Below are 15,579 nucleotides of genomic sequence, written 5' to 3'. Positions count from 1 at the left end.
AGAGCCGTCGAGCTCTGACGGTTCGTCATCAGCGCGCTGCCGCCGCCCCCTTCCTCCTCCTCACCGCGTTGCGCTCCGGCTTTCCCCGTCCGTCCGCGGGCCGTCACGTGCCCGCCGTCGCCCTCGCCGCACAGGGCACTTTCCGGCCTGCCCACCCGCAGCCCACCGGACTGCGTACGACCCGAAAGGTTCCGCCACCATGCCCGTCGAATTCCTCGGCATCGCCGCCACCGCCGACGGTACCGAGACCACCGCGCGCACCACCGCCGCGTTCGACCGCGACTACACCCTGCGGCTGGCCCGCGCCCACGAGGAGCACGGCTGGGACCGCGTGCTGTTCGCCTACGGCTCCGGCGCCCCCGACCCGGCGCCCGCCGCCGCGTTCCTCGCCTCCCGCCTCGACACGCTGCAGATCCTGCTCGCCCACCGCCCGAACGTCTCGTACCCGACCTTCGCCGCCAAGACCTTCGCCACCCTGGACCGGATCAGCGAGGGCCGGCTCACCGTCCACTTCATCACCGGCGGCAGCGACCACGAGCAGCAGCGCGAGGGCGACTTCCTCACCAAGGACGAGCGGTACGCCCGGACCCGGGAGTACATCGGGATCGTCAAGAAGGCCTGGACCAGCCGGGAGCCCTTCGACCACGAGGGCGCGCACTACCGCTTCAACGACTTCGTCGCCGACGTCTTCCCCGTGCAGCAGCCGCGCCCGGGCGTCTCCTTCGGCGGCTCCTCGGCGGCGGCGTACGCGGTCGGCGGCGCCGAGGCGGACGTCTACGGCCTGTGGGGCGAGCCGCTGGCCCGCACCGCCGAGCAGATCGAGCGGGTGAAGGAGGCGGCGCGGGCCGCCGGGCGCAGCGACGTGCCGCGGATCCAGGTGGCGTTCCGGCCGATCATCGCCCCCACCGAGGAACTGGCCTGGGAGAAGGCGCACCGGACGGTGGACGCGATCCGGGCCCGCCGGGAGGGCGGCGAGCTGATCCGCCGGGGCCGTCCGGCCGGCGCCGCGCCGGAGAACGCCGGGTCGCAGCGCCTGCTGGAGATCGCCGAGGCGGGTGAGCGCTACGACCGGGCGCTGTGGACGCCGACCGCCGCCGCCACCGGCGGGTCGGGCAACTCCAACGCGCTGGTCGGCACCCCGGAGACGGTCGCCCAGGCGCTGCTCGACTACTACGACCTGGGCGTGGACATCCTCTCCGCGCGCGGCTACCACCTGGTGGACGACGCCATCGACTTCGGCCGGTACGTGATCCCGATCGTCCGGGAGGAGGTCGCCAAGCGGGACGCCGCCTCGGCGGCCGCCGAGGCCGCCCGCTCCGAGCAGGCCGAGCGCGACCGGCACCAGCTGATCGCGGCCCAGGCGTGACGGCCCCGCCCGGTGCGCCGGGCCTCGGCGTCGAGGTCCGCCGGGTGGGCATCGACGACCCGCTCGCCGAGCCGCTGGTGCGCGAGCTCACCGAGGAGTACGTCCGCCGCTACGGCCCCGAGGCGCACGAGGAGATGACCCGCTACCCGGCGGACAGCTGGGCCGAGCCGCACGGCGTCCTGCTGCTCCTGCTGGAGGACGGCGAGCCGGTGGCCGGCGGCGCGTACAAGCGCTACGACGCGGGGACGGCCGAGGTGAAGCGGATGTGGACGCACTCGGCGCACCGCCGCCGGGGCCTGGCCACCCGGGTGCTGGCCGAACTGGAGCGGGCCGCCGTCGCGGCCGGCTACCGCCGGATCTTCCTCACCACCGGCCCGCGCCAGCCCGAGGCCCGGGGGCTCTACCTGGCCAACGGCTACACCCCGCTGTTCGACGTCACCGCCGATCCGCTGACCATCGGCCCGCTGCCGTTCGAGAAGCACCTCCGCTGACCCACGCTGATCTGCCCCACCCCGAAAGGCACCCGTACCGTGAGAACCACCACCGTCCGCCGCCGCCTGCTCGCGGCCACCGCCCTGCTGCCGGTCCTGGCGCTGGCCGCGTGCGGCTCGGACCCGAAGCCGGCGGCCGCCAAGGGCCCCGGGCAGCAGGCCGCCTCCGCCGCCGCCGAGGACCTCGTCTCCGGCCTGAAGAAGTCGGACACCGCCGCCGCGCTGCTGCCCGCCGACATCCGGGCCGCCGGCACGGTCAGGTTCGGCTCCTCGATCGGCACCCCGCCCTCCTCGTTCTACGCCGACCAGGCCACCAAGAAGGCCGCCGGCCTGGACGTCGACTTCGCCGACGCGGTGGCCAAGGTGCTCGGCCTGACCGTGCAGCGCGAGGAGGCGGCGTTCGAGACCATCCTGCCCGCGCTCGGCAGCGGCAAGTACGACGTCGGCACCGGCAACTTCGGGGTCACCGAGGCCCGGCTGAAGACGATCGACTTCGTCACCTACATCGACGACGGCCAGGGCTTCGCGGTCAAGAAGGACAACACCGCGATCCAGCCGGTCACCGACCTGCTCCAGCTCTGCGGCCTGACCATCGGCACCGGCGCCGGCACCACCTTCGAGACCACGCTCAACGCGAAGAAGAACGTCTGCACCGACGCCGGCAAGAAGCCCTACGACGTCAAGGCGTTCAGCGACAACGGCGCCACGCTGACCAGCCTCCAGAACGGCCGGGTGGACATCCTCATGTCCACCATCAACGGCCTGCGCTACCAGGCCTCCCAGGAGGCGTCGAACACGCGGTTCCTCGGCGAGTTCCACCGTCTCGACGTCGGCTTCGCGTTCAAGAAGGGCTCCCCGCTCACCCCCGCGTTCCAGGCGGCCGTCAACGAGCTGATCAAGGACGGGACGTACGAGCGGATCCTCAAGAAGTGGGGGGTGACGGACTCGGCCGTCAAGGAATCCCTGATCAGCCCGCCCGAGCACACGTGACCCCCTGTCCAGGGCCCTTTGGGAGGAGTCCCCCATGAGCACCGCCACCACCGAACCCCTCGCGAAACCCGGCGACAGACCCGGAGCCGCCCCCGGTACGGCCGCCCCGCTCGACCTCGCCGAACTGACCGGGCTGCGCACCGTGCCCGCCCGGCACCCGTGGCGCTGGGCGGCCGGCCTCGCCACCGTCGTCGTGCTGGCCCAGTTCGCCCACGGCCTGGCCACCAACCCCGGCTGGGACTGGGCGACCTTCCGGCTGTTCTTCACCGCCGACGCCATCCTGCGGGCGGTCGGCCGGACCGTCGAACTCACCTTCTACGGCACCGTGCTGGGCTTCCTGATCGGGGCCGTGGTGGCCGCGATGCGGCTCTCCCGCAGCGCGATCCTGCAGACCGTCGCCTGGGCCTACGTCTGGGTGTTCCGCTCGATCCCGCTGATCGTCCAGCTGGTCTTCTGGTTCAACCTCTCCTACCTCTACAAGCGGTTCGGCTTCGGCATCCCGTTCGGCCCGACCTTCGGGGACGTCGAGACGGTCGGCGTGCTGGGCGCGCTCGGCGCGGCGGTGCTCGGCCTCGGGCTGCACCAGGCCGCGTTCGCCGCCGAGATCATCCGCGGCGGCGTGATCGCCGTCGACCCCGGCCAGCGCGAGGCCGCCGCCGCGCTCGGCGTGCCGCGCTGGCGGCAGGCCTGGCGGATCGTCCTGCCGCAGGCCATGCGGGGCATCCTGCCGGCCGCCGCCAACGAGGTGATCTCGCTGTTCAAGGGCACCTCGGTGGTCTACGTGATGGCCATCGGCGAGCTCTTCTACCAGGTGCAGGTGGTGTACGGCCGCACCGGCCGGGTGGTGCCGATGCTGATGGTCGCCACCGTCTGGTACGTGCTGCTCACCACCGTGCTGTCGATCGGCCAGTACTACGTCGAGCGCTACTTCGCCCGCGGCGCCGACCGCACCCCGCCGCCCACCCCGCTCCAGCGGGTCCGGGCGCTCGTCCGGGGCCTGCGCGCCCGCACCGCCACCGCCGCCACCACCGGAGGACGCTCGTGACCACCCTCGCCAAGGACCCCGCCGCCGAGGAGACCGGGCCGCCCCCGGCGCCGCCCATGGTGCAGGTGCGCGGCCTGTGGAAGAGCTTCGGTGCGAACGCGGTGCTGCGCGGCGTCGACCTCGACGTGCCGGCCGGCTCGGTGACGGTGGTGCTCGGGCCGTCCGGCTCCGGCAAGTCCACCCTGCTGCGCTCGATCAACCACCTGGAGAAGGTGGACCGCGGCTTCGTCGCGATCGACGGCGAGCTGATCGGCTACCGCCGGTCCGGGGACCGGCTGCACGAGCTCAAGGAGCGCGAGGTCCTGCGGCAGCGGACCGGCATCGGCTTCGTCTTCCAGAACTTCAACCTCTTCCCGCACCTGACCGTGCTGGAGAACCTCACCGAGGCGCCGATCAGCGCCCTGGGCCGGCCGAAGGCCGAGGCCCGGGCCCGCGCGCTGGAACTGCTCGAACGGGTGGGCCTGGCCGAGAAGGCGGACGCCTACCCCCGCCAGCTCTCCGGCGGCCAGCAGCAGCGGGTGGCGATCGCCCGGGCGCTGGCGCTGGACCCGAAGGTGCTGCTGTTCGACGAGCCGACCTCGGCGCTCGACCCGGAGCTGGTCGGCGAGGTGCTGGACGTCGTCAAGGACCTCGCCCGGAGCGGCACCACGATGATCGTGGTCACCCATGAGATCGGCTTCGCCCGCGAGGTCGCCGACACCGTGGTCTTCATGGACGGCGGCGTCGTGGTCGAGCAGGGCCCGCCGCAGGCCGTCCTCGACGATCCGCAGCACGAGCGGACCAAGGTCTTCCTGGCCAAGGTCCTCTGACCCACCGCACCACCACCGCACCACCGCACCGGCACGAACCCCCCTCTCCCACCGGCAGGAGCCCCGTCATGTCCCTACCCCGTCGCGCCCTCGTGACCGCCGCCGCCGCGCTCGCCGCCGCCCTGACGCTGGCCGCCTGCGGCAGCTCCACGGACGCCGCGGCGGACCTCGCCCCCGCCAAGGGGAGCACCGCGCCGAACGGCACCACGGTGAACCTGACGGCCCAGCAGAACCGGGTGACCACGCCCAAGGTGGACGCCCTCGCGGCGCTGGTGCCGGAGGAGATCAGAAAGCGCGGCAAACTGACCGTGGCCGACTCACTGGGCACCACGCCGCCGCTGGACTTCTACGCCGACGACGACAAGACGGTCATCGGCGTCGATCCGGACATCGCCTCGCTGATCGGCAATGTGCTCGGCCTCGACATCGAGTTCAACCCGGTCTCCTGGGAGAACATCTTCGTCGGCCTGGACAGCGGCAAGTACGACGTCGGCGTCTCCAACATCACCGTCACCGAGGCCCGCAAGGAGAAGTACGACTTCGCCACCTACCGCCTCGACATCCTCGGCTTCGAGGCGAAGAAGGGCAGCGGCTGGAAGATCACCGGCCCCAAGGACATCGCCGGGCGGACCCTCGCCGTCAGCTCCGGCACCAACCAGGAGAAGCTGCTCGTCGCCTGGAACGAGGAGAACGTGCGCAACGGCCTCAAGCCGGCCGACATCAAGTACTTCCAGAACTCGGCGGACTACTACCTGGCGCTCTCCTCGGGCCGGATCGACATCTACGTCGGCCCCAACCCGATGGCCGCCTTCCACGCCGTGCAGACCGGGGAGACCGAGGTGATCGGCACCTACTCGGGCGGTGGCGCCGACGTGCTCGGCAAGATCGGGGCGACCACCAAGAAGGACAACGGCCTGGTCAAGGCGCTGCACGGGGCGATCGACGAGGTGATCAAGAACGGTACGTACAGCCAGGTGCTGAAGCGCTGGGGCCTGGACGCCGAGGCCGTGCCGAACTCGGAGATCAACCCGGTCGGCCTGCCGAAGACGTAGGCTCCGGCCGGGGCCCGGGGCCGTTCACCCGAACACCCCTGCCCGCCGCTACCCTGACCCGGTCAGGATGAACGGTGGTCGGTTCCGGCGGACTTGTGGGGGAAGGCATGAAGGCGGGCGATGTCGTGGGCGGCCGCTACCGGCTGGACCGGGAGCTCGGCCAGGGCGGGTTCGGCGTGGTCTGGGCCGCCCACGACGAGACCATCGGGCGGGCGGTCGCGCTCAAGGTGCTCTCCGAGGAGAAGGCGGGGGACGAGGAGTCGGTCGGCCGGTTCATCCGCGAGGCCAAGACGGTCGGCGGCCTGTCCCATCCGCATATCGTCACCCTGTACGACTACGGGCGGGTGCAGGACGGCGCGCGCTCGACCCACTACCTGGTGATGGAGCTGGTCCGGGGCCGGCCGCTCTCCGCGCTGCTGGGCGACGGGGTCCGGCCGGAGCTGTCGGTCGCCCTGCGCTGGGCGCGGCAGGTCTGCAAGGCGCTGGACTCCGCGCACCGCAGCGGTGTGGTGCACCGGGACATCAAGCCCGAGAACATCATGATCGCCGACACCGGCGAGGCCAAGGTGCTGGACTTCGGCATCGCCCGCCTGCTCACCCAGCAGGGCGGCGGGCTCACCTCCACCGGCGTGGTCATCGGCACCCCGGCGTACCTGGCGCCCGAGTGCTGGTCCGGCGACCCGATCGACGGCCGGGCCGACCTGTACGCGCTCGGCGTGCTGCTCTACCAACTGTGCACCGGCCGCCGCCCGTTCAGCGCCCTCACGCCGGTCTCGATGATGTACAAGCACGTCAACGAGCAGCCGCCGGCCCCCGGCACGTCCGACCCGGCGCTGGACCGGCTGGTGCTCCAGATGCTCGCCAAGAAGCCGGAGGACCGGCCCGCCGACGCCGCCGAGGTCCGCCGCCGGCTGCGCGACGTCAAGGTCGGCACCGACCCGGACGCGCTGCGCCGCAAGGCCGACGACGCCTGGCGGCGCGGCGCGGCCGGCTCGCCCGAGCGGGCCGTCGAGCAACTGGTCGCGCTGATCCCGCAGTTCTCCCGGGCCTTCGGGCCGGCCGACCCGCGGACCCTGCGGACCTGCCACGACCTGGCGCTCTGGCTGGCCCGCTCGGGCCGGCCGCGGGCGGCCGTCGCGCTGCTGCGCGAGCTGCTGCCCGTCCTGGACGACCACCCCCGGGCCCGCGGGGACGTCGGGCGCGACCTGGAGCGCTGGGAGCGGGAGAGCGCCGACGCCGAGGCCGAGCCGGACCGGCCGCTAGTGCTCGCCGAGCTGCTCGACGGCTCGACGCAGGGCGGCTGAGCCGCCCTCGGCGATCGGCTCGCCGTGCCCGAACAGCACGGTGTCGGCCTCCAGCGCGGCCAGCCGGCGGAAGGACTCCAGGGCGAGCGCCGGATCGGTGTTGAAGACGCCCGGCATGGTCCGGTGGCCGACATTGGCCGCGAGGTCGCCGGTGAACAGCACGCCGGACTCCGGCAGGTGCAGGGCGATCGACCCGTCGGTGTGGCCGGGCACGTGCACCACCACGGCGCCGCCGCCGAAGTCGAGCACCTCGCCGTCCGCCACCTCGCGGTCCACCCGGCACGGCGGGGCGGGCGGCAGCGTCGGCAGGGCGTCCCACAGCTCCTGCTCGAAGGGGCTCAGCGCGAACGGCCGGGGCTCCTGCTCGCCGCGGACCACCGGGGCCTCCAGCCGGTGGGCGCTCACCCCGGCGCCCAGCCGCCGGGCGAGTTCGGCGGCCGAGCCGGCGTGGTCCTCGTGGTGGTGGGTGAGCACGATGCCGCGCAGCGCGGCCGGGTCGGCGCCGACGGCGCGGATCGCCTCCTCGATCGCGTCGGCCTGCCCGGCGATGCCGGTGTCGACGAGGGTGAGCGCGCCGTCCTCGTCGCGCCAGAGGTAGGCGGTGCCGAAGTCCAGGGTGATGACGGTCAGTTCGGGCCGTATGCGGGTGATCTCCATGCGTGGATCCTGTACCGCCGGGCGGCCGCCCACGCCCCTGTTCGCCCGGGGCGTGACGGCCCCGGGGGACTGCGCCGGTCGGGCCGGCCTGGCCCCCGCGGCGGGCCGTTGGTATACCTCGCAGGCAGCAGCCGGGCGCGGGCCCTCACCGCCCCGGCGATCGACGAATCAGGAGGTGGGGATCGGATGAAGCTTCTCCGTGTCGGCCCGCCGGGCGCCGAGCGCCCGGTCGCGCTGGCCCAGGACGGCACCGCGTACGACCTCTCCGGGGTGACCGCGGACATCGACGGCGGCTTCCTCGCCGGGCTGGACGGCTCCGGCCCGGCCGAGCTGGCCGGACGGGTGGCGGCCGGGCGGCTGCCGGTGGCCGACCTCGCCGGGCAGCGGGTCGGCCCGCCGGTGGCCCGGCCCGGCAAGGTGGTCGGCATCGGCCTCAACTACCGGGACCACGCGGCCGAGGCGGGCGCGGCGATCCCGGACGAGCCGGTGATCTTCCTCAAGCCGAGTTCGACGGTGGTCGGCCCGTACGACGAGGTGCTGGTGCCGCGCGGCGGCGAGAAGACCGACTACGAGGCCGAACTGGCCGTGGTGATCGGCCGCACCGCCCGCTACCTGGAGGACCACGCGGCGGCGGCCGGCGTGATCGCCGGCTACACCATCGCCAACGACGTCACCGAGCGCGCCTTCCAGTTCGAGCGCGGCGGCCAGTGGGACAAGGGCAAGTCGGCGGAGACCTTCACCCCGCTCGGGCCCTGGCTGGTCACCCCCGACGAGGTGGCGGACCCGCAGCGGCTGGCGCTGCGGCTGTGGGTGAACGGGGAGCAGCGCCAGGACGGCTCCACCGAGCGGATGGTCTTCCCGGTGCTGGAGCTGGTCCGCTACGCGAGCCACTTCATGGTGCTGGAGCCGGGCGACGTGATCATCACCGGCACCCCGGCCGGGGTCACCCTCGGCCGCCCGGGCACGCCCTACCTCGTGCCCGGCGACGTCGTCGAGATCGAGATCGACGGCCTCGGCCGGCAGCGCCAGGTCCTCGGCAAGGCGTAGGGCGGGCCGCGGTCCCGGCCCCCGGCGCGGGGGCCGGGGGCCGTGGCGACCGGACCCGCGCTACCCGCCGGACGCTCCCAGCACCGCCCGCAGCCGCGCCGTCCGCGGCGCGTTCGGACCCTCCAGCGCCAGCAGCGCGGCCAGCACCTCGGCGGTCTGCGGGTCGTGCAGCGCCGTCGCCGCGGCCATCGCCACGAACTGGTCCACCAGCCACTCGCGCAGCTCGTCCACCGGCAGCGCCCGGCCCTCGTCGAGCCAGCTCAGCGAGGCCCCCTCGACCACCGCGATCCACGAGCGCACCAGCAGCGTCAGCCGCGGACCGGCCTGGCGCACCCCGAGGTGGCGCAGCGTCCGCCGCAGCGCCGCCCGCCGGACGTCGTCCACGATCGCCGAGGTGCGGGCGGTCTCCACCACCGATCCGCCGCGCAGCAGCGCCGAGTAGCCGGCGTCGTGCTCGGCGACGAAGGAGAAGTAGCGCTCCAGCACGGCGGACAGCTGCTGGGTCGGGGTCCCGGCGGGCGGCACCGTGAAGCGGTCGGTGAGCTCCGTGGCCGCGCTGCGCAGCGCGGCCTCGTACAGCTGCTGCTTGCCGCCCGCGAAGTACCGGTAGACCAGTGGCCGGGACGCCCCGGCGGCCTGCGCGACGTCGTCCAGCCCGACCTCCTCGGGCGGCCGGCGGGCGAACAGCTCCAGCGCCACCGCGATCAGCTGCTCGCGCCGCTGCTGCACGGGCAGCCGCCGGTACCCGGCGCGCCGCGGCCGGGCCGCCGGGTCGGGGGAGGGCGGGACGGGCGCTGGGCTGGCTTCCATGGCGGTCAGCGTAACGGCCCCGGGCCGGAACGGAGCCGGGTCTGCACCGATCTTCCGAACGGGCGTTTGCGCCCGTCCGGGGCTCGTCCGGAGGCCGTGCGAGGCCGGTGCGAGGCCCGTGCGAGGCTGGTCCGGGGCCGGTGCGGGCCGCCCGGCCGGGCCCGCGCCACCCGGTCGGACGACCCGTTCCGGGAGGCGTCCCGCCGGGCCCCGCCCGAGGATGGGACGCACCACGCCGCCGCACCGAGGAGGCCCGCCGGATGGCGCAGACGCTGGACCGGCCGCCCCGGGCGCGCCGGCTGCGCGGGGCGCCGCGCGCGCTCCTGGCGTGGGTCCGCTCGGCGCCCGGCACGTACCTGTGGCTGCTCCTGCTGGCGGTCACCAGCTTCGTCGTGGCGCGGATGGACCAGCGCACCCTGGACTGGTTCCTGGCCGCCCGCTCGACCAATCTGGAGCACCTTCGCTCGCGCCCGGTGCACGCCCTGGTGGCCAGCGCGTTGTGGACCGAGACGTCGAGCTGGCCGCTGTACGCCGTGCTGTTCACCGTGTTCCACGCCAACGCCGAGCGCTGGCTGGGCACCGCGCGCTGGTTCGTCGTGGCCGCGACGGCGCACGTGCTGGCGACCCTGGTGAGCGAGGGCGTGGTGGCCTGGGGGATCGTCCGGGGCACCCTGCAGCGGAGCATGGCCGAAACGGTGGACGTCGGCGTCTCCTACGCGCTGGCCGGGGTGGTGGCGGTGCTCACCTACCGGTTCGCCGGCGGCTGGCGGTGGCTGTACGGCGGCGGGGTGGTGGTCTTCTACCTGGTGCCGCTGGTGGTCTCGCACACCTTCACGGACCTCGGGCACTTCAGCGCCGCGCTGATCGGGCTCGCCTTCTTCCCCTTCGCCCACGGACGGCCCCTCTGGGACCCGGGCCGGGCGCTGCGGCGCCGCCGGTCGGGCGGCCCGCGCGACCGGCCCCGGCGCCCCGGGCGAAAAATGGCCGGTCCATGCCATCGAGAGGGGGCTTGCAAACGGCGCGGGCCGCGCCATGATGGCCGAATGGTTGAACTGATCAGCTCCGACGGCACCACACCCCGACGTGTCGCCGACACCTATGTACGGGACCTTGCCGAGCTCGACCCGCTGACCGCGGTGTACCTGGGCCTGAACCCGGAGGACGACCGCCTCCCCGACCTCTCCCCGGCCGGCGCCGAGGCGATCGCGGAACTCGGCCGCGCCGCCCTGACCCGGCTCGACGAGGCCGAGGCGGCGCTCGACGCGGCCGAGGCGGCCGGCTCCCCCCGGGACGAGGCCGAACGCCGCTGCGCCCGCCTGCTGCGCGAGCGGCTCACCGCCGAACTCGCCGTCCACGACGCGGGGGAGCGGTACCGGGCGGTCCACAACCTGGGCTCCCCGGTGCACAACCTCCGTGATGTCTTCACCCTCATGCCCACCGACACCGAGGAGCAGTGGCGGATCCTCGGCCGCCGCCTCGCCCGGGTGCCGCAGGCGCTCACCGGATACCGCGCCACCCTCGCCGAGGGCATCGAGCGCGGACTGTTCTCCGGCCCCCGCCAGGTCACCACGGTGACCGGCCAGCTGGGCGAGTGGCTGGTCGGGGACGTCCCGGGCGGCTGGTTCGGCGAGCTGGTCCGGGAGGCCCCCGAGGCGCAGCGCGAGGAGCTGGCCGGGCACGCCGTGGCCGCCGCCGAGGCGCTCGCCGCCCTGCGCGACTGGCTGCGCGACGTCTACGGGCCGGCCGCCGCCGACGCCCCCGACACCGTCGGCCGGGAGCGCTACGGCCGCTGGGTGCGCTACTGGACCGGCGCCGACCTCGACCTCGACGAGGCCTACGGCTGGGCCTGGCGGGAGTTCCACGACCTGCTCGCCCAGATGCGCGCCGAGGCCGAGAAGGTGCGGCCCGGCGCCGAGCCGATGGAGGCGATGAAGTGGCTGGAGAGCGACGGCCCCGCGCGGGTCGGCGCCGAGGCCGCCCGTGAGTTCCTCCAGGGCCTGATGGACGGCGCGATCGCCGACCTCCAGGGCACCCACTTCGACCTGGCCGAGCCGATCACCCGGGTCGAGTCCCGGATCGCCCCGGCCGGCGGCGCCGCCGCGCCGTACTACACCGCCCCGTCGCTGGACTTCAGCCGCCCCGGCCGGACCTGGCTGCCGACCCTGGGCCGCGAGCGGTTCCCCGAGTGGGACCTCGTCTCGACCTGGTACCACGAGGGCGTCCCCGGCCACCACCTGCAGCTCGCGCAGTGGAACTACGTCGCCGACCGGCTCTCCACCTACCAGGTCAGCCTCGGCGGGGTGAGCGCCAACGTGGAGGGCTGGGCGCTGTACGCCGAGCGCCTGATGGACGAGCTCGGCTACCTCACCGACCCGGGCCACCGCCTCGGCTACCTCAACGCGCAGATGATGCGGGCGCTGCGGGTGATCGTCGACATCGGCATGCACGCCGGCCTGGACTTCCCGGCGGACTCGCCGTACCGCGCGGGGGAGCCGGTCTCGCCGGAGGCCGCGCGCGAGTTCTTCGGCCTGTACTGCGGGCTGTCCGCCGACTTCCTGGACAGCGAGCTGGTCCGCTACCTGGGCCTGCCCGGGCAGGCGATCGGCTACAAGCTGGGCGAGCGGGCCTGGCTGCGCGGGCGGGCGGCGGCCCGGGCGGCGCACGAGGCGCGCGGCGAGGTGTTCGACCTCAAGGCCTGGCACATGGCGGCGCTGTCGCAGGGCTCGCTGGGCCTGGACGACCTGGTCGCGGAGCTGTCGGCGCTGTAGCGGTCGGCGCTGCAGCGGCCGGCGGCCGCAGGCGGCGAGGCCCCCGGGACGGTCCCGGGGGCCTCGTGCAGTGGTCCTACGCCCCCTGGTTCTTTGGTCCTGATTCGACCGATTTGTTCAATATTTTCCTTGCCATTCACCGCCCGGCGCGTTTGGCTGGAAGGCGACTGCGTGACCTCTCCGCAACCCTCCGGAAAGGCTCCCCCAGTGTCTGCCCAAGCCCAAGCTGCCACCGGTCATGGAACGGCGGACTCCCGCCGCTGGTGGGCGTTGGCGGTCATCGCCATCGCCCAGCTGATGATCGTCCTCGACATCACGATCGTGAACATCGCCCTCCCGTCGGCCCAGAAGGACCTCGGCATCTCCGACGCCGACCGGCAATGGGTGATCACCGCCTACACGCTGGCCTTCGGCGGACTGCTGCTCCTCGGCGGCCGGCTCGGCGACCTCTTCGGCCGCAAACGCGTCTTCATCGTCGGCCTGCTCGGCTTCGCCCTCGCCTCCGCGATCGGCGGCGGCGCCAACGGCCCCACCATGCTCTTCGCCGCCCGCGCCCTGCAGGGCGCCTTCGGCGCGCTGCTCGCCCCCTCCGCGCTGGGGCTGCTCTCCACGACCTTCTCCGACCCCAGGGAGCGGAGCACCGCCTTCGGCATCTTCGGCGCGATCGCCGGCGGCGGCGCCGCGATCGGCCTGCTCCTCGGCGGCGTGCTCACCGAGTACCTGAACTGGCGCTGGTGCCTGTTCGTGAACACCCCGATCGCGGTGGTGACCGCCTTCGCGGCGTTCTCCGTGCTGACCCGCGACCACATCGGCAAGGGCACCCGGAACAGGCTCGACCTGCCCGGCGCGCTGCTCGGCTGCGGCGGCCTGCTCGCCATCGTGTTCGGCATGTCCGAGGCGGTCACCCGGGGCTGGGGCGACGGGCTGGTGCTGGGCTCGCTGCTGCTCGGCGTGCTGCTGCTGGTGGTGTTCGTCCTGGTCGAGAAGCGGACGCCGCACGCGCTGCTGCCGCTGCACATCGTCGCCGACCGGAACCGGGGCGGCGGTGCCCTCTCGATCGGCCTGGCGATGATCGGGATGTTCGGCCTGTTCCTGTTCCTGACCTACTACCTCCAGGTGATCAAGCACTTCTCGCCGGTGATGTCCGGCGTCTCCTTCCTGCCGATGACCGCCGCCATCGTCATCAGCTCGACCGGCTTCGCGGCCCGGCTGATGACCCGGGTGCCGTCCCGCAACCTCATCGGTCCCGGACTGCTGCTGGCCGCCGCCGGTATGGCCTGGCTGACCCAGATGCGGGTGGACAGCCCCTGGGCCGGCATGGTGCTGCCCGCCGAACTGCTGCTCGGCTTCGGCATGGGCCTGGTCTTCATGCCGTCGATGAGCCTGGCCACCCTCGGCGTCGCGCCGAACGAGGCGGGCGCCGCCTCGGCCACGATCAACTCGGCCCAGCAGGTCGGCGGTTCCTTCGGCACGGCCCTGCTGAACACCATCGCGGCCAGCGCCACCGCGACCTGGCTGGCCGCCCGCGCCGCCGACGCCGGGAACCCCGCGGTCCGGGCCGAGGGGGCCGTGCACGGCTACGTGGTGGCCACCTGGGTGGCGATGGGCATCCTGCTGCTGGCTGCGCTGATCGCGTTCGCGATGATCAACCACCGGCCGGCGCCGGGGGAGGCCACCGGCACCGCGGAGCCCGCCGAGGCCGCCGCCGGCACTTCAGAGCCCGCCGAGGCCGCCGCCGGCGCGGCGGAGGCCGAAGCCGGTGCCCGGGCGCCGCAGACCCAGGCGCAGACCCAGGCACAGACCCCGGCCCACCAGCGACAGCGCGCCCGATGACGTTTGCCGCAGCCCCTTGCCGTCGGCCCGCGGCGCCTGCTTGACTCCTCGCCACATCCCGGAGCAAGGAGGCGCGGCCGTGACCGAGTCCGAGTGGGACTTCGACCTGCTGGTGGTGGGCGGGGCCGGCGTCGACGCCGTCGTCCGGGTCGACCGGCTCGAAGTGCCCGCCGGCCTTCATCACCGCGGACGCGCCGGCCGGGGCCCGGTGAGCGGGCCGTCGACCGGCTGAATTCTCATCCCGTTCCCAGCGACGCATCACGGCGCTTCCAGCTCGGGGCGCCATAGTCGGTTCCCGTACCGCCGCCGACCAGGGCAGGAGCCGACCGGGCCATGGGCCAGCACCGCCGCCGCACCTCTCGACACCGTCTCCTGGCCCCGACCCTGGTCACCACGACCCTGTCCGCGCTCACCGTGGCGGCCGTGGTGGTCGGCACCCACAGCGTGACCCCCCGGGCCACCGCCGTGGCCTCCCCGGAGACCACGGCGGCAACGGCCCCGGCGGCCCCGGCGGTTCCGGCCGACCCCGTGGAGACCGGCACCCCGACCGCGTCCCCGACCGTGTCCCCGACCCCCGCTCCGTCCCCCACCGCCACGACGGCCGCCACCCCGACCGCGACCGCCGCCACCGCGACCGCGACCGCCACCGCGACCGCGACCGCGACCGCGACCCCGACCCCGAGCGACCCGCCGGGCACCACCGGCACCGCCCCGGCCACCCCGGAGGCCGCCACCGTCGGAGCCCTGTTCTCCGGCGCCGTCAGCGCCGGCAACCACTTCTGCACCGCCAGCGTGCTGCACAGCGCCACCGGCAACCTGCTGCTCACCGCCGCCCACTGCGTCGGCGACCCGAGCGGCGTCACCTTCGCCCCCGGCTACCGCGACGGCCGGGCCCCGTACGGCACCTGGCGGGTCACCGCCGTGCACACCACCACCGGCTGGTCCCACGACGGCGACCAGGACGAGGACTTCGCCGTCCTGGAGACCGCCGCCGACGCCTCCGGCCGCCGGATCGAGGACGTGGTCGGCGGCAACACGCTCGGCACCGACGAGCCGTTCGGCACCGACGTCCGCCTCTACGGCTACCCCGCCGCCGCCGAGCACCCCCTGCTGTGCACCGGCACCACCGGCCGCCAGAGCGCCTTCCAGCGCGTCGTCGACTGCCCCGGCTACCCGGGCGGCACCAGCGGCGGGCCCTGGATCTCCACCACCACCGGCGATGTCGTCGGCGCCATCGGCGGCTACCAGGAGGGCGGCGACACCGACGACACCTCCTACAGCGCCTACTTCGACCACACCGTCGCGGCCCTCTACGCCGAGGCCGTCGCCGCCGCCTCGGCCTGACCGCCGGGGGTCGCCCGGAATCCCATTTCGACGGGTGGACCCCGCTGTGGGAGGCTCTGCGCG

The 15,579-nt window shown here is 74.1% G+C and carries 14 protein-coding genes and 1 pseudogene; 13 read left to right on the top strand and 2 right to left on the bottom strand.

Annotated elements, in window-relative coordinates; genetic code table 11:
• Positions 1-199: 199 nt before the first annotated feature.
• From ACFCLZ_RS15175 to ACFCLZ_RS15145, 7 genes are all read left to right on the top strand, one after another.
• Complete coding sequence (locus ACFCLZ_RS15175) at positions 200-1,366, top strand: LLM class flavin-dependent oxidoreductase (protein WP_380285414.1); 1,167 nt, start codon at positions 200-202, stop codon at positions 1,364-1,366.
• Positions 1,363-1,857: a GNAT family N-acetyltransferase gene (locus ACFCLZ_RS15170; RefSeq protein ID WP_380285413.1), complete on the top strand. Its 495-nt coding sequence runs from the start codon at positions 1,363-1,365 to the stop codon at positions 1,855-1,857. The genes ACFCLZ_RS15175 and ACFCLZ_RS15170 overlap by 4 nt, the downstream gene beginning before the upstream one ends.
• 39 nt (positions 1,858-1,896) lie before the next feature.
• Positions 1,897-2,847 carry an ABC transporter substrate-binding protein gene (locus ACFCLZ_RS15165; RefSeq protein WP_380285412.1) on the top strand — a complete coding sequence of 317 codons (951 nt, stop codon included), beginning with the start codon at positions 1,897-1,899 and terminating at the stop codon, positions 2,845-2,847.
• Positions 2,848-2,881: 34 nt separating this feature from the next.
• A complete protein-coding gene (locus ACFCLZ_RS15160) occupies positions 2,882-3,892 on the top strand; it encodes an amino acid ABC transporter permease (protein WP_380285411.1) in 1,011 nt (336 codons plus the stop codon).
• A 56-nt stretch (positions 3,893-3,948) separates the two neighbouring features.
• On the top strand, positions 3,949-4,701 hold the full coding sequence (locus ACFCLZ_RS15155; protein ID WP_380286177.1) for an amino acid ABC transporter ATP-binding protein: 753 nt from the start codon (positions 3,949-3,951) through the stop codon (positions 4,699-4,701).
• A gap of 68 nt (positions 4,702-4,769) precedes the next feature.
• Positions 4,770-5,753: an ABC transporter substrate-binding protein gene (locus tag ACFCLZ_RS15150; protein ID WP_380285410.1), complete on the top strand. Its 984-nt coding sequence runs from the start codon at positions 4,770-4,772 to the stop codon at positions 5,751-5,753.
• Between the two features lie 107 nt (positions 5,754-5,860).
• Complete coding sequence (locus ACFCLZ_RS15145; RefSeq protein WP_380285409.1) at positions 5,861-7,057, top strand: protein kinase; 1,197 nt, start codon at positions 5,861-5,863, stop codon at positions 7,055-7,057.
• Here the strand turns inward: ACFCLZ_RS15145 and ACFCLZ_RS15140 are convergent.
• Complete coding sequence (locus ACFCLZ_RS15140) at positions 7,013-7,714, bottom strand: MBL fold metallo-hydrolase (protein WP_380285408.1); 702 nt, start codon at positions 7,712-7,714, stop codon at positions 7,013-7,015. The genes ACFCLZ_RS15145 and ACFCLZ_RS15140 overlap by 45 nt on opposite strands.
• A gap of 186 nt (positions 7,715-7,900) precedes the next feature.
• On the opposite strand from ACFCLZ_RS15140, the gene ACFCLZ_RS15135 reads away from it, so the two are divergent.
• Complete coding sequence (locus ACFCLZ_RS15135; protein WP_380285407.1) at positions 7,901-8,761, top strand: fumarylacetoacetate hydrolase family protein; 861 nt, start codon at positions 7,901-7,903, stop codon at positions 8,759-8,761.
• A gap of 60 nt (positions 8,762-8,821) precedes the next feature.
• On the opposite strand, the gene ACFCLZ_RS15130 is transcribed toward ACFCLZ_RS15135, so the two are convergent.
• The gene (locus tag ACFCLZ_RS15130; protein ID WP_380285406.1) at positions 8,822-9,571 is read right to left on the bottom strand and encodes a TetR/AcrR family transcriptional regulator; all 750 of its coding nucleotides are present in this window, start codon (positions 9,569-9,571) and stop codon (positions 8,822-8,824) included.
• A gap of 260 nt (positions 9,572-9,831) precedes the next feature.
• On the opposite strand from ACFCLZ_RS15130, the pseudogene ACFCLZ_RS15125 reads away from it, so the two are divergent.
• The 5 genes and pseudogenes from ACFCLZ_RS15125 to ACFCLZ_RS15105 all read left to right on the top strand — a co-directional run.
• Positions 9,832-10,458, top strand: a pseudogene (locus tag ACFCLZ_RS15125) (rhomboid-like protein); the annotation flags it as partial.
• A 156-nt stretch (positions 10,459-10,614) separates the two neighbouring features.
• Positions 10,615-12,339 (top strand): DUF885 domain-containing protein, encoded by a 1,725-nt coding sequence (locus tag ACFCLZ_RS15120; RefSeq protein ID WP_380286176.1) that lies wholly within the window; start codon positions 10,615-10,617, stop codon positions 12,337-12,339.
• Between the two features lie 297 nt (positions 12,340-12,636).
• On the top strand, positions 12,637-14,172 hold the full coding sequence (locus ACFCLZ_RS15115; RefSeq protein WP_380286175.1) for an MFS transporter: 1,536 nt from the start codon (positions 12,637-12,639) through the stop codon (positions 14,170-14,172).
• Positions 14,173-14,251: 79 nt separating this feature from the next.
• Positions 14,252-14,404, top strand: coding sequence for a hypothetical protein (locus ACFCLZ_RS15110; RefSeq protein WP_380285405.1), 153 nt, complete (start codon positions 14,252-14,254; stop codon positions 14,402-14,404).
• Between the two features lie 101 nt (positions 14,405-14,505).
• A complete protein-coding gene (locus tag ACFCLZ_RS15105; RefSeq protein WP_380285404.1) occupies positions 14,506-15,516 on the top strand; it encodes a trypsin-like serine peptidase in 1,011 nt (336 codons plus the stop codon).
• Positions 15,517-15,579 lie beyond the last annotated feature (63 nt).

This window comes from Kitasatospora purpeofusca (assembly GCF_042691725.1).
Lineage (GTDB): Bacteria > Actinomycetota > Actinomycetes > Streptomycetales > Streptomycetaceae > Kitasatospora > Kitasatospora purpeofusca_B.
The sequence above is the reverse complement of the archived record's forward strand: the minus strand, read 5'-3'. Positions and strand labels throughout refer to the sequence as shown.

Coding starts and splice junctions, on each gene's coding strand:
- ACFCLZ_RS15160 (WP_380285411.1), top strand. CDS start 2,882: ATGAGCACCGCCACCACCGAACCCCTCGCGAAACCCGGCGACAGACCC.
- ACFCLZ_RS15175 (WP_380285414.1), top strand. CDS start 200: ATGCCCGTCGAATTCCTCGGCATCGCCGCCACCGCCGACGGTACCGAG.
- ACFCLZ_RS15120 (WP_380286176.1), top strand. CDS start 10,615: ATGGTTGAACTGATCAGCTCCGACGGCACCACACCCCGACGTGTCGCC.
- ACFCLZ_RS15145 (WP_380285409.1), top strand. CDS start 5,861: ATGAAGGCGGGCGATGTCGTGGGCGGCCGCTACCGGCTGGACCGGGAG.
- ACFCLZ_RS15135 (WP_380285407.1), top strand. CDS start 7,901: ATGAAGCTTCTCCGTGTCGGCCCGCCGGGCGCCGAGCGCCCGGTCGCG.
- ACFCLZ_RS15105 (WP_380285404.1), top strand. CDS start 14,506: ATGGGCCAGCACCGCCGCCGCACCTCTCGACACCGTCTCCTGGCCCCG.
- ACFCLZ_RS15140 (WP_380285408.1), bottom strand. CDS start 7,714: ATGGAGATCACCCGCATACGGCCCGAACTGACCGTCATCACCCTGGAC.
- ACFCLZ_RS15155 (WP_380286177.1), top strand. CDS start 3,949: ATGGTGCAGGTGCGCGGCCTGTGGAAGAGCTTCGGTGCGAACGCGGTG.
- ACFCLZ_RS15130 (WP_380285406.1), bottom strand. CDS start 9,571: ATGGAAGCCAGCCCAGCGCCCGTCCCGCCCTCCCCCGACCCGGCGGCC.
- ACFCLZ_RS15150 (WP_380285410.1), top strand. CDS start 4,770: ATGTCCCTACCCCGTCGCGCCCTCGTGACCGCCGCCGCCGCGCTCGCC.
- ACFCLZ_RS15115 (WP_380286175.1), top strand. CDS start 12,637: ATGATCGTCCTCGACATCACGATCGTGAACATCGCCCTCCCGTCGGCC.